Here is a 24380-nt window from a genome sequence, read left to right on the forward strand (position 1 = left end):
CATGGCTTCCAAAGACCTACTCGAACAGCTAAACCAACTCGTATCCGAAGGACGCAACCCGAATACGATGGATATCGATATGCTTGACTCAAAAGCTATATTGGAAAAAATAAACGCAGAAGATGCACTGGTTGCAAACGCTATAAAGTTAGAGATCGCAAACATTGCCAAAGCGGTTGATTGCATTGTTACTTCCATATCAAAACAAGGGCGGCTCATTTATATCGGTGCGGGTACCAGCGGCAGGCTTGGTATTCTTGATGCAGTTGAATGTCGGCCTACGTTTAGCGTAGACGATACACTTGTACAGGGCGTTATTGCTGGCGGCGAACGCGCAATTCAGCATGCGGTAGAAGGTGCGGAAGACGATGCCAAACAAGGTGAACAGGACTGTGAGCAAATTGATCTAAGCGAAAAGGACGTACTGGTAGGCATTGCGGCGAGCGGTCGGACACCTTATGTTATAGGTGCGCTGAAATACGCCAAATCAATAGGCGCGAAAACGGTCGGTTTAAGTTGTAACCCCGCCACTCCCGTCGTCACCCTTGCCGATATTGGTATTTGCATCGAAGTGGGTCCTGAGTGTCTGACTGGCTCCACCCGGATGAAATCTGGCACTGCTCAGAAGATGGTTCTGAATATGCTCAGCACCGCGAGTATGATTCGCTTGGGTAAGGCTTACGAAAATTTGATGGTAGACGTCAACGCTACCAATCAAAAGCTACTTGCTAGAGCGACGCGTATTGTAATGCAAGCGACACAGTGCACTCAACAAGACGCTGAAAACGCCCTTTCAGAATCAGCCAATAACGCGAAAGTCGCCATTCTTATGTTATTGACCCAATGCACAGCGAAGGAAGCAAAAAATAAGTTAGAACACGCCAACGGATTTTTGAGAAAAGCGGTAGAAAAACCGTAGCTGGCAATTAACCTTGCCTGAATCTCTTCACTCTTGCATTGGTATTGGCAAGTATTGCGCGCCCCTCTGACGACGCTTGGGTCAAACCTATAAATAAGGTATCTATTACCATTTCTTGCGCGGTTCTGGCGAGAATAGATGAAAGCCTTTCTCCCGCCCTTTCTGCCACCGAATAAAGTTTGATATCGGCATAACCTGACACGGAGGTTTCGCCGTACTTGGTGATGGATATTACCTTAACCTTATTGCCGCTCACTTCTTCTACCAATTTAACAATTTCGGTCGTAGCACCAGACTCACTGATAGCCACAACCACATCCTGGTTAGTTAACGTAGAAGCCAACGCCATTTGTGCATGACCATCCGTTTCAGCAATAGCATTTAATCCCAACTTCTGCATTTTATAAGAAAAATCCTTCGCCACAAGCGCCGACCCTCCTACACCCACAATCAACGTGCGACGGGCTTTGACCAGTATATCGATTGCTGAATCCAAGGTAGGCGCTTCGTTAAGGTGAATAGTTTCACTCAATACGTTAATTTTACTGTTTAACAGTTTTTCAGCCACCGCCACGATACTATCATCAAGTGATATTTGACCAGTCAAACGGGACTGTTCGTTTTCCCGATTTAAATCATCAACTATGGCCAACTTAAGCGCGGGGTAGCCTTTGTACCCCAGCTTCTGGGAAAATTTAACAATACTGGATTGACTCACACCGACATGACGCGCCAATTCTTGTGACGAAAACTGGCGTACGTTTTCTCGGTTGTCCAGTAAAAACGCGGCTATTTTGGTTTCGCTGATCGACAAATTAGGTTGAATGGCACGAAGCTTTATCAGTGCTGACATAAAAGTCCTTTATTCGCTATGCGTTGAAGTGCTATTGCAAACACCCATTGCATTCTACGTCTATTCGTTTTAAACAAGGTTTGTGTCAAGAGTGTAAATGCTGCAAGCGCTGGTTGCACTAGTTTTGGTAACTATTGCAGTCGAATGTGCATTCTGCAAAAAATACATCATCCACGCTAGGCGGGGTGTGGCAGAGAACCGTGCAAAGGTAATTTGTCAACTGAACACTGTTACATTTTGACCATTAGCGGACAATCATGCCCTATTTACGAATCTACCACCTTTAAAGGGATTGGTTTTATTCTTTAAAGATAGAAATGTACTTCCCTATCAAGCAGAGAATGCGTTGATAGTCTGATAACGGGCAGAACCAATACCCAGTGCGCAGTAAATGTCCTTGGTATGAAAGCCCCACTAAAACAATTGACCCTTATATTCATGCTGCAAATCGTTCGCTAATTGATTAGCGGTGACAAAAAGGCGTAGAGTCCTGTATAACTTTTCGTAACAACCGTATTAGCTGCAAGCCAGCAAACCCTTATTCAATTAAAGCCTGCCGACACCTAGAAAACAGAAATACGTAAAACCTTACATAAGAGCGCCAACTAGACCATACAGAATAAGTGTGCCAGCCCCCGCAGTTAACGCGTAGGGTAACTGGGTTTTCACGTGTTCGAGTAAATCACAGCCCGACGCCAGCGCCGATACAGCTGTGGTATCAGATATGGGTGAACAGTGATCACCGAATACCCCGCCCCCTAAAACAGCGGCAACAAGAAACGATGGCGGTAGTCCGGTAGTATGAATTAAAGGAACTGCAATGGGGATTAGAATAGCAAATGTTCCCCATGATGTGCCCGTGGTAAACGAAATAATGGCGCCAGTTAGAAATAACACGGGCGCTATTGCAAATACAGGTAAATGACTTCCCACCATATTGGCAACATACTCACCCGTACCAAGTTCTTTCAAACTGGCCCCCAGGCAAAGAGAAAACAATACGATAGTCACCAGAGGAACCAGTTCACCAATGCCTTTGAATGCTACCCCCACAAATTCTCTGGTAGAGTATTTTCGATGGAGAACTGAAAGTATAAAACACGTGAAAATACTTAACACGGTAGCATACAGAACAGATTTTGAACCACTGCCTTCAGCCAATACCCCGTTGCCAGTCCAGAACATAAAACCAACCATGCCAAACACCAGTGTAGCTAAGGGTATTAACATAAAACGCGCTTTGGTGGGCTTAGGGCCGGTTTCTACATTGGCATCGTTGCTCAATAAGTTTTTTTCCGATTGCTTCATCGGTCCAAAAACTTTGCCTGTTACTACTGTCATTGCGACCAATAGCAGCACCAGAATAGCGTAAAAATTGAAAACCGTTGACCCCCATAAAATAGACGCCCCGCTTTCAGCAAGATCATAATTACTGAGTAACCCCAAAATAAAGGCGCCCCACCCATTCAGCAGGATCAGTATGCAGATAGGGGCCGAGGTACTATCGATGATAAATGCTAATCTAGCCCGACTCATTTTGAAGCGATCGAATAAGCCTCTGGCGAGTATCCCTGACGTTAAAACGCTAAGGTTAGATTCGACGAAAACAGCCACCCCAGTGAACATGGTAAGCCCCCCCGCACGTCTGGGCGTACTGGCCGTACCTGACGAAATAAGCTTTGAAACCGTCGCCGACACGCCACCTGAATCACGGATAAAAGACAATATTGCGCCAATAGCCAAACTGAATAAGAGAATACGAGCGTTGCCTGGTGAGGCCGCCACTTCAACCACACGCTCAATGGTATACACAAAGGTTAACAGCAGAGATGTTTTATCTTGTATGACGAGCAATAATTCAGACGCCATTAACGCAACGAATAAAGCGCTAATAACCTCCTTCTTCCACAACACGACGGCAATAGCAATTAAAGGAGGGAGAACTGAAACCCATGACATTTGTTATTATTAGCTCCATTTATTATAAAGTCTGCTGCCTCGACAACATTGGTGTCTGTACTGACATCACTCACAGTTGCATTTGAAACCGCCATCGATACAAGCACCTTTGTCAGCTTCCCCACCCCCTTTGCAGACGTCACACCAACGGTACGAATGGAGTAGATTAGTGACTTGATTTCGCTTCTAGAGCCAGCATTGCAGCGTATTCTCGTTGACTTAATGCCCCATTGCAACCGCTAAACGGCCCTTTTAATTTCTCATTCACAAACTCGGCCTCGTCTACGTAAACCTTTTCACACCGCCCATTAAAATTTACACAACGCTAACTGTTATACCCTTCTAATATAAACTAAGCCCCTGTATTGCCATATTTTTTCTTTTACAAAAACTAGCTAGTCGTACAGTAGTGAGATAAGTATCTTTTTGCTAAATTTTCTCACGACCAATGAGGTCACTATTTGAAAAAGGAGTTTTATCGTATGCAAGAATTATCTATAAAAGAAACTGAACTTATCTCTGGCGGATACTGGGGTCATGTGGCTGTGGGAATTGCAATAGCAGAGGCAGCCTACGAATTTTATCAAGGCTATGCTGCTCACAGAAGATAAGGAAGTTTTATGGAAACTATAAATGTATCTGAAGTTCAAGAGCTTAACGCAAGTGAGCTAGACGCAATAACGGGCGCGGGATTATTTTACGATTTGGGCAGATTCTTTGCTGAAGTAGCAAACGCTAACGATTCAATCTATCGCCAATATGGAAATACCAATATGAATTATCGGCTTCCATAGGGTAATGTTGAGGCTACATCGATAGCCTCTTTTAAAAGGTAAAAAGTATGCAATTCGTGAATATTAAAACTCTACTTCGAATATCTGCCGCGCTTTTCTTTCTTGATAGCTGTTGGCAGATTTTTTTTCCGGATCATCTCTCTTCGTTTAAAGACAGTCTACAAACTGGCTTACTGTTTTTAATTTTTGCTGAATTGAACGACCAATCCAACGCTACCAAATCCGCAAAAGCCGAAAAAGAGCCACATGAATATTCATAAAGCTGAAAAGCCAGCTTTATTCCTGAAAGCGTATAACAACCTTATATTACTTTGCATTATTAGGAGACTGAGAAGGACAATAATGTTGTAAAAATTCATAATGAGAGGGTAACTGACTTACTTTACGTACATTCTGCTGCTCTATCTGCGATAGAAAATGTTCCATTTCCTTCTCATTCATCAAATCTGCTATAGGATGATGACTTTCTGGTACAAGACCCTGTCCTAACATAACTTGTACCCAGGAGTTTTCGCCGAATAGTTCATTGGGCACTTTAAACACCCTTCCCGTTTGTTTAAAAAGCGCTAACCGATGTTTTAGTGAATCTGGAATGGGCATATTTTTACAATAGCGCCAGAAAGCTGAATCCTCGCGCTGAGTTACATGGTAGTGCAAGATAATGAAGTCACGGATATTTTTAACTTCATGTTCTGTTTGCGCATTAAATTCATTCACGTCGGCCTGCACTATTCCGTTTGCGGGGAACATTTGCATTAATCTAACAATACCACGTTGAATAAGGTGAATACTTGTAGACTCCAGAGGTTCTATAAACCCACTGGATAACCCGATAGCGATACAGTTTTTATTCCAGTGAGAACGCCGCTGCCCCGTTCGGAAGCGGATTACACGAGGGTCGGTAAGTACCTCCCCTTCCACATTGTTCAGCAACAGTTCTTTAGCATCCTCGTCATTTAAATAGCGGCTACAATAAACCAGGCCGTTACCTACTCGGTGCTGCAACGGAATGCGCCATTGCCAGCCTGAGGGGTGGGCAATTGAACGGGTGTAAGGGCGAGGTGTCTCGACGGCTTGAGTTTGTACTGCAATCGCGCGATCACATGGAAGCCAATGCGTCCAGTCGTCGTAACCGGTATGCAATGTTTCTTCTATTAATAATGCGCGAAAACCCGTGCAATCAATGAACAAATCCCCTTCGATAACCTGACCCGACTCAAGCCTTAATGCTTTGATATATCCTGAATGTTTGCACAACTCGACGTGATCGATTTTTCCTTCAGTTCTGTTCGCTCCATGCTTTTGGGCTATTTCCCGCAAAAATTTAGCGTAAAGCGTTGCATCCAGATGAAACGCATAGTTCAACCCCATATTCGGAAGTACGGCAAATTTATTTTGCTGCGCAGCTAAAAATTCTGCGCAATAAACACCGTACTCTTTTGCTAACCCCATTTGTTGCCCTCTCAGCCAGAAGTGCTGAAAGCCCGCGGCCCAATGGTCTTGGCCGGTCGTGCCAAAGGAATGGATGTAACTTTCATCTACATTCTTCCAGTTTTCAAAATCAATTCCGAGTTTGAACGTAGCTTGGGTAGCAGCCATGAATTCTTGTTCATTAATTCCTAGTAACTTATGCAAGGTAAGTAAGGGAGGTATGGTTGCTTCACCCACGCCTACCGTTCCGATCGCATCAGACTCAACTAACTGGATCTCAAGGTTCTTCCCCATTAACTTGGCCAATGAAGCGGCACACATCCAGCCTGCGGTGCCACCTCCAGCAATGACTACACGTTTAATTGGTTGGGGTTGCATGAGTATTTATCTCCAACTTTAGTTATCGGTTGAGTTTGTTAAGTAATTCGGCACGCAGTTGACGAGCCTTAAGTTCATCGATTTGTCCCGTAATCCCACGTTTACTATCAGGAATATGTGAGCAGGTCTGCTCGCGGTCGTTAAACACGTATTGAGAGAACTGATGCCTCCACGCCTGTTTTTGTTCCTCAGGTAACTGTGCGATAGACAAGATGGCATGTTTCAAAGCCAGCGTGGGATTGCCAAGATAAGCAGGACTTGTCCGCCACCAGTAGTTTACTAAGCCGTTGATTTGACTCAGTCCTTCTACGTGGTGCCACCACATGCTCGGAATGACTATACCATCCCCTGGTTCTAGCTCAGCAACGTACGCATGCTTTAATGCTTCCGGAAAACGTGGAAAGCGGGTTAAGTCGGGTGAGTGAAAATCTACCAAACTTATCGCTTGTCCCGCTGGTGTAAAATCCAATGGGCCAATGTAAAGGTTTTTCTGCTGATCAGGGGGAAATAAAGTGAAGCGTCGTTTTCCGGCCACCACTATCGCCAGGTTTTGTGGAAAATCGCAATGGGCTGCAATACGACTTTGATTACCCAACCACAAACTTACTAGCGGGTCTATCCCCTCCAGGTTCATGATGTTCTCCTGGCGAAAATGGGGAAACCAACGGTCTACCATTGTAGAGCCCATATAGAGTAACTTTTTCTGCTTTTCTAGTCTTTTGCAAAAGGAAGGGAAATCGATTTGTACCGGCGTAAAGTTAAAGCCAGACATATCTTCGTTATAGAAAACCCGATTATCCGCCGCATCATTGCCTTCATAAACAACAATCGGTTCCCCGCTGTAATAGGTGTCGAGTTGGGATAAAAAAGCTGCGTTTCCAGCACGTGCAGCCTTCACTAAAGGCCAATCATTTGCGATACCGCGCAATACTACTGGCTGGGTACTTAACAACGTAGTCAGATCAGGTTGATCCCCCTTTTTCCAAACACGTTCATCTACTTTTTTATCCACATTTATCATTCGGCAATATTCAAACGCTTATTTTTGCGGTTAACAAGTGCAGAAAATTGTGATTGTGAGGCCAGCATCATATAGATTGGCGTTAGAAAACCCGACTTTCTTAGTTCCGCCCATTCTTCGTCACTGAGTGCATCTAGCGTGTCTTCGTTAATGGTATAAAACCCTATTAACTGATGTTGTGAACCATTGTTCAATGTCACGTCTAAAGTGAAGGACTCGATCAGTTTAAGGTGTAAAAGACAATCCACAAATGCTTTATTTTCTTCCACCCCATGATGTAATGCTTCGAGCATACCGCTGACTTTTTCTAAATATGGCGCATTACCACCAAACTCTAAGAAAAGCGCTTCGCCTTTATCCGCATTGACCCTTGGACTGTCAGTATCTATGTTAACCACCCGCTGGCCATCCTGTAAGCCAATCGAAAACGGCTGTCGTGAAACATTAATCGGAACATAATCCGCGTCCCAACCCTCATCATTTAAAAACAGATTTTCTTGCTGTTGAAACCCAAACAGTATAACCGGATAAAACTGGCCACTATCTGCATCTTTGTGAAAAACAATTGGGTAGTATGCCTGAGCAGAGCGAAATTCACGTGGAAAAGTCAGTGAGAACATTACGTTGTCGCCTAACTCTGCACTACGAGCAGTGTTAATTTTCAAATCTTTATGGCTAACGTTATTTAATCTTTCTACTGTTGACATATGATACCCTAAATTGTTTGCATTCCATGGGACTGGATTTGATTAAGTAGTTCTCGGTTTGTCGGAAGTCCCGTTTTAAGTTTTTGTTTTCGAACAGCATTTTGTTGAAAATGCTGCATAGCTTGGTGCTGATAGCGCTGACTAATCGATCGCATACCACCGAACGGAAGCTTGTTCATGCCATATAACACGTACTGATAGCTAGCCGCGGGAAAAAGCTCCTCCGCCACCGGCACATCATAACGACTTGGTGTGTGATGTCGCCACATTTCCAGCATCTCTTTAAGCGATTGTGGAATTGAGTTTTCGTTTCGGTTATCACGCCAATATTGAGAATCGTTACGCTCGGACAACACATAGTGTAGCTTGAGAAAGTCTATAATTCGCTGCCAGCGATAAGTAAATGTATCGTTGTATCGCTTAGCTGTAATCGCCATTTGTTGGGTATTAGCGGGAAGTTGTTCGCTGATATATTTAGCCGCGAGTTCGACCATTACTAATGCTGACGCTTCTAGTGGTTCGATAAAGCCCGCCGCCATACCTACTGCCACACAATTGTGCCTCCAAAAAGATTCTCGGTAGCCTGGTCGGATAGGGATTTTGCGCATCTCGACATTAGCCTTGTCGTTGCCGATATATTCACGCAACTCGCGCTCGGCTTCCGCATCGGAAGTATGCGCTGAAGAATAAACATGCCCAATGCCCCTGCGTGTCTGTAGGCCGATATCCCAAATCCAACCATTCGACTGGGCGGTGGAGAGGGTTGCAGAAGCAATTTGTGCGTCACTGTTCTCGTAATTTACTTGCGCAGCTAACGCTGCGTCGTTAAATAAGATATGACCTTGTTCTTGGAATTTAACATTGTAATGCTTGCCAAGTAATAAGGAGGCGAATCCCGTGCAATCGATAAAGAGGTCAGCTTCTATTCTTCTGCTTTTGCTAGTGTGGATGGCTTTAATCGGCTGTTCGACTTCTCCCTCAACTCCTACAACGTCATCGAGAACGTGTTCGACGCCTAATTCAGTTACCGCATGACGCTGTAATAGCGTCACAAAATTACCTGCATCAAGGTGGTAGCCGTAATTGTTTACGAATGCGTATTCAGGAGTTGTAATCTGTTTTGGTGCAAGACCTGCTTCAATCATCGCGGGTTGTGCCGATACGGCATGTGCGAAGGGGACGTTCGCGCTATGAGAAAACCAATGAGGCGCTATATCAAACTCGGAAGCCGCCACAGGCACGGTAAAGGGGTGATGATAGTGATCGGTTTTATTATTTACTCGCCAAGCGTGAAACCAGGAGCCTTGCTTAAAGCTAGCGTTACATTTGCGGATAAAATCAGTTTCTCTTATGCCGATGCGCTCGAGAGTGCTGCGCATCGAAGGCCAAGTCCCTTCGCCTACCCCAATGTGCTTCACATTTGGTGATTCAACTAGGGTAATTTGAACACTTTTGTCAAAACGATAGTCTGCCGCCAGTAGTCCAGCCGTCAACCAACCCGCGGAACCGCCACCAACAATGAGAATCTTTTTCACAGAAGTATTCATTAAACTACTTTACAACGTTGCAGTGATAAAAAGTAGCCATCAGATGATGGCTACTTCGTTATTATCAGAACGGGTAATTAGAAGGTATAACGTGCACCTATGTTGTAACGAGGGCCCGTTTCAGTGTAACTAACTAACTGCAGCTCTGAACGCTCATGAGCACGCACGGCTTCATCAGTTATATTTAACGCTTCAACAAAGAATGTTAAATTTTTATTGAAGTCATAGCTAGCATTGATGTCCCATTGACCGTATTCCTCAACAAAGACCGGATTTAGCAGGCCCAGCCCGTTTACGGTGGAAGCTAAGAACTTGTCACGCCAGTTATAAGCAATTCTCATTTGGATGCCATCTTTATCGTAGAAACCGATTAAGTTAGCGGAATCACTTACACCAAGTAGACCACCCTGACCTTCTAACTGTGTGACGTCATATTCAAGATCAGAATCAACTATAGTTGCATTCGCGATTATACCGAAGCCCGACTCACCGAATAAGTGTTGAACTGCGAGTTCCCACCCATCTGTACTTGCTTCGTCTTGGTTAACAGGGATAGAAATATCAAAAGTAGCTACATTATCTTCACCAGGAACCCCTAGGATGAAGCCATTCGCATCTACAGTGTCTGGGTAATTATCAATTATATATTGTCTGATTTCCCCTGTCGTGGCACCAGAACCTAACGTGGCAACTGCTTCATCATAACGTGCCCCTTGCGCTGGGTGAGGCAATCCAAAAGTTTGCTCTTGAACAATACCAGTATTTACAAAGTTAACCCCTTCTTTTTTGAAGTAACCTACCGAGGCGTAACTTCCTTCCCCGTAATACCACTCTAATGCCAAATCGAAGTTAGTCGATTCAAATGGCTCAAGCCCTGGGTTACCACGGGCGCCTGACCCGCCATTGATTCTCACCAGTGGGTTCAACGTTTGCCCACCTTGTATGTCACCGTATCCTGGACGAGCCATGGTTTTACCCCATGATGCGCGCAGCATCAAATCATCGGTAAGGTCCAAGTTAAAATCTATGGCTGGTAAGAAATTATCATAGCTACCAGTTAATTCGGTAAATTCTTGGGTGCCTGTGCCAATTAGGGTGAACTCGTTGTCACCTGCCCACGCAATATTACTATATGTAGGAACTAACGCTCTAGAAGTAACATCTGTTTCTTCGTAACGAGCGCCAACCGAAAGACGATAAGGCATCTCACCTAAATCACCAGACAAATTCATTTGCACGTATGCGGCATTGATTTCTTCTTTTGTACGACGGTCAGTCGTCATATCGGAAGAAGCACAGAATGATGTGCCACAATCACCTACCGATCCCAGACCGCCGTAGGTTTGGTCTGCAATCGCGCGAATAGTATTAAAGTCCCAGGTGAAAAATTCATGCTGGAGCGCTGGATCGCCGCTAGCACCGGCATCAAACTTATCCCCGATAGTTTCTCTTGTGAAAGCTGAAGGGTCGATATCGCCAGCTTCCCCTATTCCACCCCAGTTATCCTGTTGTACATTTGAAAACGCTGAGCGGTTCTTCATTTCTGAACTACTTACACCAAAATCAACACTTTCAATAACGCCCCTATCGAACGTGTAGCTACCACTTAACTGCGCCTGTTGAATATCACTACGCATCTGGCTGTTTCTGAAGGAGCTCCCCGTCACGCGAACGTCACGAGCGCGAATGCTGTCTTGCCCCGTTGGATAAGTGATATCGAGTACAGGGAAGTCCCCACTAAAGTTAGTAGTGGTAACAGACCGCACCCACGTAGCCGTACCAATGACATTATTGCTGCCGTATGGACTGTTGGGCAGAGAATCTGCTGAAGAGTCATGAATGTCGAACACGAGTTCAAGATTATCATTCACTTCCCACTCAATATTTAAGCCAAGTGATTTATTTTCATTAACCGTTGAAAACTGACCCGCGCCCATCGCCAAGTCACCTGGTTCTCCAAAGGCTTCAGTGTATACAATCGGCGCGACCACCGGTCCATCTGTAAATTCTGCGCGCGAAGGGCCAAAGTTGTACCATGCGGATACATCATTGTAACGATCGTCCACATCATTTTTTGCATACGTATAATCTAACGTAGCGGTTAAACCATCGACCGGACGATACTGAAGCGTCAACTGGCCATTTGTTCTTACACGCTCAATTTCGTGGAAATTGTAGCCCACGCTTTGTGGAACGCTATAGATATCACTTGGATCCGGATAATTTTGGTAAGCAGTGGCTGCATCACCGTCTGGGATTAAACCTCCCCAATCTGCATTACCTCCTGCCCAGTCAAAACCGTTCACCGTTCCAGGGTAGGTTCTCCACCCGCCCGTATTGGCCTGTGCATATCCACTATCACGCTTTTGATACGACCCAGATATAGCCACACCAAAAGTATCATCTGCGAACGTATTACTATACAAAGCAGATAATTCAGGTGTGATAGAATCACCTTTGTCAGAAGATTCATCGATAACGCCTTTAACACCAAAAGTCGCTTTTAAACCAGGAGAGTTTAATGGTTTGGTGGTAAGTATATTAATCGTTGCGCCCATACCACCAGTTGGAACGTGCGCTTTGCCTGTTTTATACAGCTCAACCCCCGCAATCCCTTCAGAAGCAATGTTAGCAAAATCAAACGAACGAGAAGTAGAGGCTGACGTCGCTTCTAATGACGAAGCTGGCATGTGTCTGCCATTCAGCAACACTAGGTTATAATCAGGGCCGAACCCACGAACAGTAACTTTACTCCCTTCACCGTTCTGGCGATCAATCGAAACCCCAGTGATACGTTGCAATGATTCGGCCAAGTTAGTATCTGGAAATTTACCCATTTCCTCTGCAGATATCGCATCGACAATACCTTGAGAAGAGCGTTTAATATCCATCGAACGAATCACCGAGCCCCGAATACCGGATACTTCGATTACTTCAACCATGTTATCGTCGGCGTCCGCGGTCGCTTCTTGCGCTATTGCACTATGCATCGTCGCACCTAGCAACAACGACATACTGGTAGCAATTCTAGTTTTTCTAAATAAGTTTCGTTTCATGTGTGTCCCCTGATGCCGCTGCATCTAGTTGCCAATACTTCTACTATATTAAACATTTACACGTATGCGAAAATCGCAATTTGTATGCGCTTTCATATTTTAAAAAACCTCATCCGCGTATCGTCGATACGCGGATTTGAGAAGTTTTTCGAGCTTCGTTTCCTGGCACTATGTTAAGCATAGCCTAAACATACTTTTTTGATGCAGCCAGACGGTAAGAATACATTTTGTAAACGCTTACATTTTTTAATTTAATATTTTCCCTTTTGTGATGCAAGTGTTTTTTTTTTGTTAAATTTAAAGAGGGCGAAGTAAGTTGTAAAATAACCTACTGAAAATTTGATGTTTTTTGTTCTTACGCTTGTGAAGAACTAGGCGCGTGCTCTTCAAGGAAAATATAAATTTGAACCCTGCAGCTGGATTCATGGTTACACAAATGTTAATAACTTTTAATTTTTACCTAGGCACGAATATCCACGACACCTCATTTACCAATGGAACCTTAGCTAAAATAGGTCTTTGTGATACGTTCTAGATCCTCCAGCAGGATCGGCTTATCAATGAACCCTTTAACACATGCAAACCGAGCCGCGCGCTCTTTATCTGGTTCAAAAACGGAAGAGGAATGCATAAAAATTAACGACTCAAAATGGTGATGAAACGCATTGGCCTCATATTTTTCGAGAAAATCCCATCCGTTCAATCTGGGCATATTTATATCAAGAATGATGATATCGGGGAAAGATTTCACACCCGCTAGATATTCAAGCGCCTCTTCGGCACTTCTCATAAAAGTGAGCTTACCGGTATAGTTGTAATCGTAAAACGCTTCTTGAGTGAGAAAGTTATACTCATCGTCGTCATCAATACACAATACATCTTGAAAACTTCGCATACTATTTATCTGACTCTCTTTAGATATAAGGTAGCTCTATAACTAACCGGGTGCTGACACGGGTTTACGTGTGAAGCCGATATCTCTTCCATACAATTCCACTTGAAACTAAATCATATAATACACCACTCTCACTTCACCTGCTTGCAGAATTACGGACTCCAACGGACCAGGTACGTTTTCTTTTTGGCTTTTATCCATGCCAATACCATTGCCGTCTATAGTTAATAAAAACACTTTGCTAGATATTCTGTTACTGCGTATATTTCTGGTGAGCGTTCAGGTAAGGGTTAACGAATGGCGTGTGTTATCCCATCGTGCAATACGTTGTTAAAAAAGGGTGAGATGTAATAGATAGATGGCGGGTGAGAAAATTTTGCTTTGATTGATACTATTAGAAGCCTTAATCGAAACTTCAACTACATCTAATAGAGGGCCTGAAAAAGAGTAGTATTGTTGCTCTCGTCTTCCGTTACACATATGGTTGCCATTACTTCAATCAGATTATCCGAACTATTTTTAAGCGCCATCAAAATACTTGATACTTCTGAATATACCACCCACGCCGCCTACGCAACTACCCTTTAATATTCTGTTGAAAAGCTTTGTCACAGTATGTTTTCAGATTGATTTAATTTGGAGGTGAGTGGACGCAAAGTGGCCAAGCCAATTAGAAATAGCCTGAATTTGCACTGGATCCGCAGATGGGAAGGTAACAAAAAGCGTCACCTGTGACCTAGTAGCGCTTAAGAGTAGAAATACAAACATACCAAATGTCGCAACATGGTTGATGTTATTGCCAAGAAATAGCGATTTGTCGGTTTTTTTAATACTAACCTGAAGCGCGTCGTTTCTTTCTGTTCATTTTTGTACAAGTTTTTTTCGATTGAAATCTTCCCGTCGGCGGCGTTTACTTATACGCTTAGTCAACCTAAGCCATAAGGGAAAAACCAGGCCCGCACGGTCAGTGTTGAAACGGTAGTTGGGGTGCGGTTACCCACAACCCCAAACGAAGTTCTATTTTTTCTTTCTGCGACTCATACCGAAACCAGTAAGCCCGCTGGCAAACAACAGCCACGTCATCGGCTCTGGTACATCCACAGTCGAAAAAGTATAGTTAACCGTGGTCTCCGAATACCAGTGAGCATACAAGCTTCCTTCAAGATCTGTAATTGTTACGTCCTCTACACCAGAACTCGATGCGCTAATGCCTCCAGAGGTGAATAAAGAGGATTGAAAATCGTAAGTGCCAGTGCCGATAAATTTGGCTAATAACGCCGAGTCTGTAATAGTTCCAGACCAAGTGGATGGCAGATCTAGCCCAAGTCCACCGTCACTCTCCTCCACAGTACAAGTTTCTGTAAACTCACACGACCCACTTAGCGAGCGTGATGCATCGATTGAAAAGAGGTCTTCAGTGGTAGAGCCAAAATCAAGTTGCGCTAAAAAAAGAACGTTGAGTGGCGAACTAGAAAGGTTACAAGTATAGCCACTGCTACTACGATTATTACAAGTAGCCTCAGCGTAAGCCCTAACGGCTACTTCCTGGTAGTTATTTATAACCAGTTCAACTCCCTCTAAAATACGCGTTCCGCCAAGGCTATCAAACTGTTCAATGCTCGATGTTGTCGTTCTAGCACCATTAAAACCGATTGTACTGTCAGCAACCAAGCTGGGACCGCTTTGGGTGTCATAGATACTCACGCTATTGTAGATAGTTGATGTGGTAATAACATCAGCTACGGCAGGCTGAACGCTACCTAAAATAGCTGTAACTCCCGGTAATATACATAACGACTTCAGATTATTTTTATTCGCTCCAGGCATGAGAGGCTCCATTAATTAGAATTTACTTGACGCGTATCATTAGCAAGATCCACACCATATTTTTCAATTACCAAAAATCAGTAACTTGCATGAATTTTGTAAGATCAGGACACTTGCTAGTGTAAAAATAGCTGACACAATGGTGTGCTAGGCGCTAATACATTTATATCAGGATACTTACTAGTGTAAAAATAGCTGACAAACCGACCTGCCAGGCTATGCTACGTTGAATTAGTACAACTCTTCTTCAACAATCACATTAAAGGCCACTGAGATTCGTTCACCGGAGCCGTGAAACGGATGTACCTGATGGGTAAGCCAACTTGGAAATACAACCATCAATCCCGGTATAGGATCTATAACATAACGTGATTCCAGGATTGTATTTTTTAGATAAGCCATGTTCGCGCCCGCTCGAGGATCTAACAATTCTAACTTACCGTTGCGTGAGTCTCCGTTAGCTGTCGGATTCCCCCGTGCAATATAATAAACTCCTGACCATAGACAGTTTGGATGATTATGCGGGGTATTATAACCGCGGTCCCGGTTTACATTCGCCCACGCGTCAAATTTAAATTTAAAACGCCGAGGCTTACCTTCGCTTAGTGAAATGCTCTGGGTTAAGCTAACTGTAATCTGGTTAACACGTTTAAACAGCTTATTTATACAAGGAGCCTTCCATCGAAAAAAATCAGGCTCCGAATGCCAGCCACCAATATTTGATTTTTGTACTCCTTTAGACGAAGCCTCCCGTTTTAGTATTTCCTGGGTTAACTCCCGATTGAGGTTCTCACTGTCGGGCCAATTATAAGCAACGAGAGGAGTAGAAAATATCATCGCCATATGGTCAGACAGCTCGAGTTGCGCTTCGTTATTGTTATTCATTTAATAGTTCCGCTGGGTCAATGTAGTGGCCAAATTAACTATGCCATTACACAATACTAAAAAGATAAAAAGTAAAAAGTAAAAAGGTAAAAAGTAAAAAGTTAAATAGTGGCTAGTTGTAAATTAAAGGTTAGGCTTAGTCAAATTGGTTAGGAGCCTTTGAAGCCTAAAAAATAAGCTAAACTTCTTATTTATTACTTACTTCTTACTTCTTACTTCTTACTTCTTATTATTTACAACTAAAGGGTGGACGGTCTTAAAGCTTTGTTGAAGATGACAAAAGGGCGGTTGACTCAAATCTAGGAAACCTTAACCACTCCTGCTTTATCTTCAAATCAAGCAAACACTAAATGCGTATGATTTTTAGTTTTTGCATCTCCCATCCTCTCGTAGTAATTGTGCTCCCATTGGGGTTTAGCGCAAAAAGTTCAGCAGGCCGCTCTTACTTTACTTTCTCGGGAGCTACCGGAACAAACTATACGAAGAGCAATAGCAGTCCTATATTCCTATTGAGCTTAGATGGATTAGTCGTTACTCGATCTGACAGATTCAGCAACAGGGCTGAATCATATCTGACAGTCTCCTGTGTATCTTGAGTTCAACTGGTGAATGCAACGCTATCCTTATTTAAGGAGGAACGTTGCCATGAAACAAAGAAAACGCATCTATTACTCACCTGAACAAAAAACACTTATTTGGGACAGGTATAAGCGAGGCGATTCGCTGCATGATATCACTAGAATGTTTGACCGCTTTCATTCTTCGATTATGCCAACCATCTATCAAACTGGTGGGTATCGGCCACCAGAACGAAAAAGACATCCACAATCTCTCTCGCTTAATGAAAGAGAAGAGATATCACCATGCTTAGTCAGCAAACAATCCATTCGAGAAATTGCCAGACGTTTATCTAGAGCGCCATCAACAATCAGCCGAGAGATAAAGAGAAATGGTGGATTGAAGCGCTACCGTGCCGTCGAAGCAGAACAACGAGCATGGGACGAAGCATTAAGACCTAAGCCATGTAAGTTAATCGGCTCGCCAGAGTTGTGTAAACTGATAGCTGTTAAGCTTAAAAGAGCATGGTCACCACAACAAATTGCGGGTTGGTTAAAGCGACAATATCCCGATAATCAGGAAATGTACGTGTCCCACGAAACCATCTATAAAACACTGTTCATTTAGACGCGAGGAGCGTTGAAGAAAGAGCTGCAACAGTGCTTGAGAACGAAAAGAGCCGTCCGAAAGTCTCGTTCATCAACGCTAAAAGGCCAAGGCTTAGGCCAAATTCCAGATGCTTTATCTATCAGTGAGCGCCCAGCTTCCGTTGAGGATAGCGCTGTACCTGGGCATTGGGAAGGGGGCCTGATATGCGGTTCAAAGAACAGCTATATCGCAACTCTTGTTGAACGCCACTCTCGTTATGTGTTGCTCGCCAAAGTGGAAGATAGCAAGTCATCTACAGTTATTGCTGCGCTAATTAAACAAGCCCAAAAGTTACCAAGCGAATTATATAAATCACTCACATGGGATAGAGGTAGGGAAATCAAAGACCACAAGCAGTTCACATTGGAGACTGACATCCAAGTATATCTGTGTGATCCTCATTCTCCTTGGCAACGCGGTTCAAATGAAAATACCAATAGGCTATTGAGACAGTATTTCCCCAAAAGCACTGACTTATCAGTACACAGTCAACAAAAGCTTAGTAGCGTCGCAAGACAACTTAACGAAAGGCCTAGAAAGACGCTAGACTATGAAACACCAGCTCAGAGATTTAACCAGTGTGTTGCGTCCATCGATTGAACTCACAATGTATAGCGGCCATTTACTGCTTTGCAAAATATCGAGACCTTAGCACAAAGTTACAATTCGTCATTCGCACTAAAAAATAGGTCAGAATTCGGTGTTGAAGCCGATAGAGAGCTCCTCCAAGTTAAAAGTTGCGTTTATATCATTAGCAGAGGCACATAAAACTTGTTACATATCACAACTTAATTAATTGGCTAGCCCATAATATGCTAATCCCTAAACGTGAGTTATAGAGAAGAAAATAAGTGAGCCTGAAAAATTTAAACACTTCGATTTTTACCCTGTTCATGCTTATGAACTGTTCAACTGTTTTGGCTGAAAAACATTTGAACAGTTCGTCGGACATAAAATCTAGCCAAGATCTCTTAAACAAGCTATCAAATGAGTTGCATCGCTTACATAGAAAAGAAAATTTTGATGGAACAATTATAATATCTTCAGGAGAGGAAGAGCTCTTTCGTCACTCCTATGGTTTTTCAGATAGAGTTACTGGGTTAAAAAATACACCTGAAACCGTCACAGACATTGGCTCAATATCAAAGACATTTACTGCTGCTGCAATATTAACGCTCGTTTCACAGGGTAAGCTAGAACTTGAAACGACAATAGCAGATATTTTTCCAGATTCCCCTATCGATAAAAAAGGGTTAACTATAAGAAGCTTACTTTCTCATAGCTCAGGGCTTGATAATTTTCATAATGAAACTGATTTTGACCTAATGAGCAAAGATGAAGCCATTGAAAAAATCTTTTCCCTTCGATTACTTGGGGAGCAGAATAAAACCATCGCATACTCTAATGCCGCTTATACACTTTTGGCCGCTATCGTGGAAGAAGCATCCAAAACTAGCTTTCAAACCTATATTTACAAAAATCTACTTAAACCGTTAAAACTTAATCATACAGGCTTCTATGGCGATGATTATATTAGTGATGCAATCGTTGCCAAAGGTTATGGAGGAAGGGACAGTGGCAAAACTACATTCGAAAAAGGACTTACATGGGCATTAGTAGGGCAAGGGGGAATGGTTTCTTCAGCGGATGATTTGAGCATATGGTTTAATGCTATTCTAGATGGAAGACTATTCCCAGATAGCCAAGATAATCTAATGCTTCATAAAGCAAACGCGCAATGGTTTCTTGGTAACATTAGGCATTTTTCTTCATGGGGAACTTCAAGCTATTACGCAGGGGGGAGTACAGACTTTGGTTACACAGCTTTAGTACAATATTTGCCAGATTTGCAGGTTTCTATAGTAATATTGCTCAACAGCTATATTGATAAATACGGCAACGCTTCGCATCAAAAACTTAGTAAGGAGCATATCTTTCCAATTCTCCTAGAGTAGATAATCTGCACGTCATCGTCAGATAGTGACTGGTTGAGTTCATTACACCCACGCTGACGAATGTCCGCTGCTTGTCTGTAGCCGACATTGGAGATGAGGCTGAAAAATACGAATTGCAGACGTCAAGCGCTCACTGCATCGACGTCTACTATAGCTAATACAAGAGTAGTTAGAAATTTGTGAACGCAATTTCAAACAGGCGTTTGCTCCCATGTTTAGAAAAACGACCCAAATGCTCGTTTTTGACGTGAAGGTAATCGGGTTCATTCTCCCGATGGCATTATCGATGCTTTTTTTAGAGATGCGGCAGTCAGGGCAAGGTGGACGAAAACGAGCACATACCCGGTAGAAAGACGTATAATTTCGCACTATTAAATTGCAGCTAGGAGTTTTAAGTTAAACGATGAATATTATAATAGCCAGCTGGGTATTAAAAGTTATAGGTGCATCAATAGCTATCATTTCAACAATTATCACTGGCTTAATAATTGCGAGTATGGAAAGGAAAAAAAGTGAGTTAAACAAGTTATTGATGAGTTATGAGGCCAGTTTACGTAAATCAGAGAGTGCACATGCAGACAGTTCTTTCATTGGCAACTTTAGTATAATCCAAAACTTAATCGTTCAAAATAGCAATGCTAGTTCAGATAGTGAGAAAGAGTCTTATAGGGAAGCGTTAATTCATTCTTTATTTGCAGCCTCTATGTCTAGTCTTGGTGAAAATGGAATGTTAGCTGACCGAAATAAACAAGCTGAAATTATCTCTGCTAAAGAAAGTGCGCTTAAAACTGATGATAAAAAAGAATTATTTAGTATTTGGTCAGAACAAACTCGTCTTGGAGGGATTTATCGTGGGGAGTGCATTGTCAAAATTGCTGAAACGAATATTAAAGTTGAAACTGCAGAAAAGAAAATTTTAGAACTAAAGAACTGGGCAATCCTTTTACAAGTAACTGGCTTAGTTGTTCTGTTAATGGCAGATATACCCTCAAAGGAAGTCGCACCTTCATCCGCAACAGTCACCACGGACGTAAGGACTTTAAATGGGTATACTCCTAACGAAAGATTCAATGAGGCGCATAAATTTTGCACTATTCCGTTTAGCTGCAAGGGTTAAAAAAATTATTTAGTCCATCAATTCAGCATTACTGTCCGCTGCTTATCTATACCTGCCTCTCAGATGATGTCTCAACCTGAATATAGAAGTGTCAGATCAGATATGAGCTACTACAACTTAGAAAAGAAACAAGGATAGAAATACCTTTTATCCGTTATAAAGCGGTCAATATATGATATTACTCTACACTTTTGCCTTAAGTGCTTTCCTTTTTTCTGATTCGCCAAGGATAAATTTGTTTCCCTCACTTTCTACATTAGCCATTATTGCTATGGCACTTTCAATCGCTATCCTAAGCGGTGCTAATGCAGCGCCTATTTCACCGATACACCTCACCCAAGCTGTAAGTAATTTAAAGGCACTGTCTGCTGATAATATGGAAGGGCGAATGCCTAATACGCCTGGCCATGAAAGAGCTGCGGCTTTTATTAGTAGTGCGTTTTCATCAATCACGCTTAAATCATTTAATACAGACTATATTCATCATTTTAAATATGGAGTCGGCTGGGGAGAAGGATCGGGTAGCAATATTATCGGCTGGTTGGAAGGCTCACACTTACCGGCCACATATTTTGTAATTAGCGCGCACTATGACCATTTGGGGAAAAGAGGACGACAAATATATAATGGAGCTGACGATAATGCCTCGGGTGTAGCGGCATTACTGGCGCTCGCTCACCATTTTTCAGTTAATACGCCCCGTCACTCTATTATCTTCATAGCAACTGATGCGGAAGAAGCAGGGTTACATGGCGCTGAAGCTTTTCTTTCTTCATCATTGATACCATCCGAGCACATCGCGCTAAATATCAATATTGATATGATAGGAAACGGAGGTAGCCGTAATGAACTATACCTACTGACCCCTCGCAACACACACTACAATAGCGTAGTACATGACTATGTAGCAGTGAATACTTCCTCAAAATTTCGCCTGCGGATAGGGCAACCTCGAAAAGTTGATCGAGAAAGCGTACTCAAAAGGAAGATTGACTGGCGAAAAGCAGGCGATCACGCTGCATTTCTAAAGCATGGTATCAATTACATCTATCTTGGCAACGATGTTCACACACATTATCATAAGCCCAGTGACACATATGAAAATATCGATTTAGCGTTTTTTAAATCTTCTTTGTCCCACATTACCAATTTAGCTACGCAGCTGGACCAAGTGATGTTGAAAGCACAATAACCAAAACTAGAATCGTAAAAATTGGGTAAGCTAAAATTACCCTCCTCCCGTATAGACTGAAAATGTGTAATCCGGCGGTATGCACTTCTTTTTACATCAGACTAAACGGATAACATAATGTCAAAGAGCAAGTGGTTTTCACTTTCAATTGCAGGCTTAGCTATCTCCACCAGCGTCCAGGCAGCACCCATTACAGCCGTTAATTACGATACGTTAAACGTTGGAGCAATGATCGTCGGCCCTGCCGGGCCAGAAGTAGAAACATCATTAATAAATAGTGAGGGCGACAGTATTGGCGACCTCGTAAGCAGCGTAAGTTGCCCTGCAGGTTTTAGCGAATGTATTCCTCCTGACAATTCGCCTGGTACGATATATACCTATGCTCACACAGTAACCCCGGGTGTAGACAACCCAAATGATGCCCCCTTTCCCAATCCTCCCACAGTTAAAGAGTTTAATAACGTGGCGCAGTTTGCTCTGCACTTTACGGCTTATGGCTTTAATGGTGTAGCGGGTTATAGTTTTGGCGATGCAAATAACGCCGGTGTAACGTTTGCAATCAGCACTAACGAAACCGGCCAAATCATCTGGGAAACTACCTCACTAGACTGGAACTCAGGCGAAACGATTACCTTCTTCTGGCAAACTACACAACCGCCAACGGGGCCTGGTGGTGAATACGGTATCAGTAATGACCAAGGCGGGGGTCAAGGAGAAGGGCCTTTGCCCGCCGAGCCAGTAGACGTAACAGAACCCTTTGCTGCAATTATGTTCGTACTAATGGGCTTAGCATTATATAGACGTGAGCCAAACCAATCAGTTTAACATTTTATTCGCGGTACATCGCTCCAACGAGTGGTGTACCGCGGAGAGAGATAAGCTTGTTTCATGTGAAATTTTTGATCCGTGCCGACGGCGGCAAACTGAAGTGTGCTTCGCCCAAATTTAGTATTGATTGCATCCAGACACCCCATTAACTTTGTATTATCCATGGACGACGAAAACAAGTCTTCTTGAATGTGAGTTTCGTCCACAAGATCTAAAAGCCCTACCCCACACTTGTAAAAATTTACTCCTGGTTTATAAATAGTGTGCAATGCGTCATGTGCAGCGGCGATGATAAGGCGTGTGTCTGCTGTAGGGCGGGCGAAGTGTTTGAACAGGGTTTCCTTATAATAACCATTTGCATCGTGGGGCGAGCTTGCCGCGAAAAAGACAGCGCTATTAGCCCGACCTTTTTGATGCCGCAGTTTCTTACATGCGATCTGCGCATGCATGGTTAGCGCATGACGAAGCTGAGCTTTGTCAGCTATACGCTCTCCAAAACTGCGCGAGCTAAATAATTCTTTTTTATCAGGTCTAACATCATCCCAGCCTAACCGTATCTCGCCGTTAAGTTCGCGAACAGTATTTTCTACGACCACGCTAAATTGCTTTCCCATTTTAAACGGACACTGGTTGGCTAAATCTAAAGCTGAATGCAGTCCCAATTTATTGAATCGTACACCCAGACGTTTGCCTACCCCCCATACATCGGTGATGGCAATTTTTGTAAGAATTTGACGTCGATATCGCGCCGAGTCTAATACTGCGACGCCATTAAACCCTTCGACCTTCTTCGAAGCATGATTCGCCGCTTTTGCTAAAGTGGGAGTTGGCCCGAAACCTACGCCTACGGGCAAGCGGACTTCTTTCCACACCTTACGCCGAAGTGCGTCTCCCAATCTCATCCAATTTTCTAATGAATCATTGAAATCAAACTTTAGAAAGCATTCGTCAATAGAATAAATATGAAGATCTGGACAGACTTGCGCGCAAACATCCATCATCCTGCTGCTTAAATCGGCATATAACGCATAGTTACTACTTCGAATAACAGCATTGACAGCCTTTGCCTGCTTCTCGATTTGAAAATACGGGACGAAATTTTTTAACCCCAGACGTTTAGCAATCGGACACGCAGCAATCACACACCCATCGTTATTAGATAAGACTAAAACCGGTTTGTCTCGTATTTTGGGGTCGAATACTTTTTCTGCACTGGCATACATACTGACTGCATCGACGAGCGCATACATCATTGCAATATGCCCAACGCTTTATGCATGCGAATGGAGCGTATAACCACCCCTTCCACGCAAAAATCATCCTCTTCGGTAAGTTGATACGGCGGCATCGTCACATTTGAAGATACCAAAAGCCGTTGCTTTTTTAACAATCGTTTACACACAAATTCGCCATTAAGCGTGGCTACTATAATGCTGTTGTCTGCCGATTTTTCAGCGCGCGACACCACCAACAAATCACCATCGAAAATGCCATCCCCAATCATCGACTCTCCTTTGGCGATACCTATATAGGTCGCATGCGGGTGTTCAATTAAAAGGGAATCAAGACTTAAACTTGATTCAACATACTCCATTGCGGGTGACTCGAACCCAATAATAGAAGCATGGATGTAATTAGGTATTAACCGCATAACTCATCCCACCAAATACTGTATATCAATACAGTATATTTTTGATCGATTTTGCTCCATGATCAATACAAATAATCTTATGTAATACGTATATTTAGCGAGGCGTTCATTGACAATTACCGCTTTACGCTTAAAGTTGAAGAAAATACCAGGCCTGAT

General features: G+C 43.1%; 21 protein-coding genes and 1 pseudogene. 9 read left to right on the forward strand and 13 right to left on the reverse strand.

Annotation, left to right across the window (positions count from 1 at the left end; translation table 11 throughout):
• Nucleotide 1 precedes the first annotated feature (1 nt).
• Nucleotides 2-919 carry an N-acetylmuramic acid 6-phosphate etherase gene (murQ, locus tag OPS28_RS14200; RefSeq protein ID WP_265610127.1) on the forward strand — a complete coding sequence of 306 codons (918 nt, stop codon included), beginning with the start codon at nt 2-4 and terminating at the stop codon, nt 917-919.
• Between the two features lie 7 nt (nt 920-926).
• Here the strand turns inward: murQ and OPS28_RS14205 are convergent, their stop codons facing one another.
• Together OPS28_RS14205 and OPS28_RS14210 are read right to left on the reverse strand one after the other, a co-directional pair.
• Nucleotides 927-1772, reverse strand: coding sequence for a MurR/RpiR family transcriptional regulator (locus OPS28_RS14205; protein WP_265610128.1), 846 nt, complete (start codon nt 1770-1772; stop codon nt 927-929).
• A 588-nt stretch (nt 1773-2360) separates the two neighbouring features.
• Complete coding sequence (locus OPS28_RS14210) at nt 2361-3731, reverse strand: Na+/H+ antiporter NhaC family protein (RefSeq protein WP_265610129.1); 1371 nt, start codon at nt 3729-3731, stop codon at nt 2361-2363.
• Between the two features lie 482 nt (nt 3732-4213).
• Between OPS28_RS14210 and OPS28_RS14215 the strand changes: the two genes are divergently transcribed.
• The 3 genes from OPS28_RS14215 to OPS28_RS14225 are packed head-to-tail and all read left to right on the forward strand — an operon-like array spanning nt 4214 to nt 4785.
• The gene (locus tag OPS28_RS14215; protein ID WP_265610130.1) at nt 4214-4342 is read left to right on the forward strand and encodes a hypothetical protein; all 129 of its coding nucleotides are present in this window, start codon (nt 4214-4216) and stop codon (nt 4340-4342) included.
• A 9-nt stretch (nt 4343-4351) separates the two neighbouring features.
• Nucleotides 4352-4525 carry a hypothetical protein gene (locus OPS28_RS14220; RefSeq protein WP_265610131.1) on the forward strand — a complete coding sequence of 58 codons (174 nt, stop codon included), beginning with the start codon at nt 4352-4354 and terminating at the stop codon, nt 4523-4525.
• A 47-nt stretch (nt 4526-4572) separates the two neighbouring features.
• Nucleotides 4573-4785, forward strand: coding sequence for a hypothetical protein (locus OPS28_RS14225; RefSeq protein WP_265610132.1), 213 nt, complete (start codon nt 4573-4575; stop codon nt 4783-4785).
• A gap of 46 nt (nt 4786-4831) precedes the next feature.
• Here OPS28_RS14225 and OPS28_RS14230 read toward each other — a convergent pair whose 3' ends face one another.
• The 9 genes from OPS28_RS14230 to OPS28_RS14270 all read right to left on the reverse strand — a co-directional run bounded on the left by OPS28_RS14230 (nt 4832) and on the right by OPS28_RS14270 (nt 16272).
• Nucleotides 4832-6334, reverse strand: coding sequence for a tryptophan halogenase family protein (locus OPS28_RS14230; protein ID WP_265610133.1), 1503 nt, complete (start codon nt 6332-6334; stop codon nt 4832-4834).
• A gap of 22 nt (nt 6335-6356) precedes the next feature.
• Nucleotides 6357-7346, reverse strand: a complete 990-nt coding sequence (locus OPS28_RS14235; RefSeq protein WP_265610134.1) for a cupin-like domain-containing protein — start codon at nt 7344-7346, stop codon at nt 6357-6359.
• Nucleotides 7347-7351: 5 nt separating this feature from the next.
• A complete protein-coding gene (locus OPS28_RS14240) occupies nt 7352-8062 on the reverse strand; it encodes a SapC family protein (protein WP_265610135.1) in 711 nt (236 codons plus the stop codon).
• An 8-nt stretch (nt 8063-8070) separates the two neighbouring features.
• Nucleotides 8071-9609, reverse strand: coding sequence for a tryptophan halogenase family protein (locus OPS28_RS14245; protein WP_265610136.1), 1539 nt, complete (start codon nt 9607-9609; stop codon nt 8071-8073).
• Between the two features lie 77 nt (nt 9610-9686).
• Nucleotides 9687-12665, reverse strand: coding sequence for a TonB-dependent receptor (locus OPS28_RS14250; RefSeq protein ID WP_265610137.1), 2979 nt, complete (start codon nt 12663-12665; stop codon nt 9687-9689).
• Between the two features lie 502 nt (nt 12666-13167).
• Complete coding sequence (locus tag OPS28_RS14255) at nt 13168-13560, reverse strand: response regulator (protein WP_265610138.1); 393 nt, start codon at nt 13558-13560, stop codon at nt 13168-13170.
• A 108-nt stretch (nt 13561-13668) separates the two neighbouring features.
• Entirely contained in the window at nt 13669-13797 is a 129-nt protein-coding gene (locus tag OPS28_RS14260) for a hypothetical protein (protein WP_265610139.1), read from the reverse strand.
• Nucleotides 13798-14577: 780 nt separating this feature from the next.
• Nucleotides 14578-15387 (reverse strand): PEP-CTERM sorting domain-containing protein, encoded by an 810-nt coding sequence (locus tag OPS28_RS14265; protein ID WP_265610140.1) that lies wholly within the window; start codon nt 15385-15387, stop codon nt 14578-14580.
• A 231-nt stretch (nt 15388-15618) separates the two neighbouring features.
• On the reverse strand, nt 15619-16272 hold the full coding sequence (locus OPS28_RS14270) for a TIGR02466 family protein (protein WP_265610141.1): 654 nt from the start codon (nt 16270-16272) through the stop codon (nt 15619-15621).
• 645 nt (nt 16273-16917) lie between these two features.
• On the opposite strand from OPS28_RS14270, the pseudogene OPS28_RS14275 reads away from it, so the two are divergent.
• The 5 genes and pseudogenes from OPS28_RS14275 to OPS28_RS14295 all read left to right on the forward strand — a co-directional run bounded on the left by OPS28_RS14275 (nt 16918) and on the right by OPS28_RS14295 (nt 22567).
• Nucleotides 16918-18078: pseudogene (locus OPS28_RS14275) on the forward strand (IS30 family transposase).
• A 251-nt stretch (nt 18079-18329) separates the two neighbouring features.
• Entirely contained in the window at nt 18330-19433 is a 1104-nt protein-coding gene (locus OPS28_RS14280) for a serine hydrolase domain-containing protein (RefSeq protein ID WP_265610142.1), read from the forward strand.
• Between the two features lie 403 nt (nt 19434-19836).
• Nucleotides 19837-20550 (forward strand): hypothetical protein, encoded by a 714-nt coding sequence (locus OPS28_RS14285; RefSeq protein ID WP_265610143.1) that lies wholly within the window; start codon nt 19837-19839, stop codon nt 20548-20550.
• Nucleotides 20551-20785: 235 nt separating this feature from the next.
• On the forward strand, nt 20786-21742 hold the full coding sequence (locus OPS28_RS14290) for a M20/M25/M40 family metallo-hydrolase (RefSeq protein WP_265610144.1): 957 nt from the start codon (nt 20786-20788) through the stop codon (nt 21740-21742).
• Between the two features lie 117 nt (nt 21743-21859).
• The gene (locus OPS28_RS14295) at nt 21860-22567 is read left to right on the forward strand and encodes an exosortase, PEP-CTERM interaction domain protein (protein WP_265610145.1); all 708 of its coding nucleotides are present in this window, start codon (nt 21860-21862) and stop codon (nt 22565-22567) included.
• On the opposite strand, the gene OPS28_RS14300 is transcribed toward OPS28_RS14295, so the two are convergent.
• Nucleotides 22564-23820: a Y-family DNA polymerase gene (locus OPS28_RS14300; RefSeq protein ID WP_265610173.1), complete on the reverse strand. Its 1257-nt coding sequence runs from the start codon at nt 23818-23820 to the stop codon at nt 22564-22566. The genes OPS28_RS14295 and OPS28_RS14300 overlap by 4 nt on opposite strands.
• Entirely contained in the window at nt 23820-24221 is a 402-nt protein-coding gene (locus OPS28_RS14305; RefSeq protein ID WP_265610146.1) for a LexA family protein, read from the reverse strand. The genes OPS28_RS14300 and OPS28_RS14305 overlap by 1 nt, the downstream gene beginning before the upstream one ends.
• Between the last annotated feature and the right edge of the window lie 159 nt (nt 24222-24380).

The organism is Alteromonas sp. ASW11-130, assembly GCF_026183735.1.
Lineage (GTDB): Bacteria > Pseudomonadota > Gammaproteobacteria > Enterobacterales > Alteromonadaceae > Alteromonas.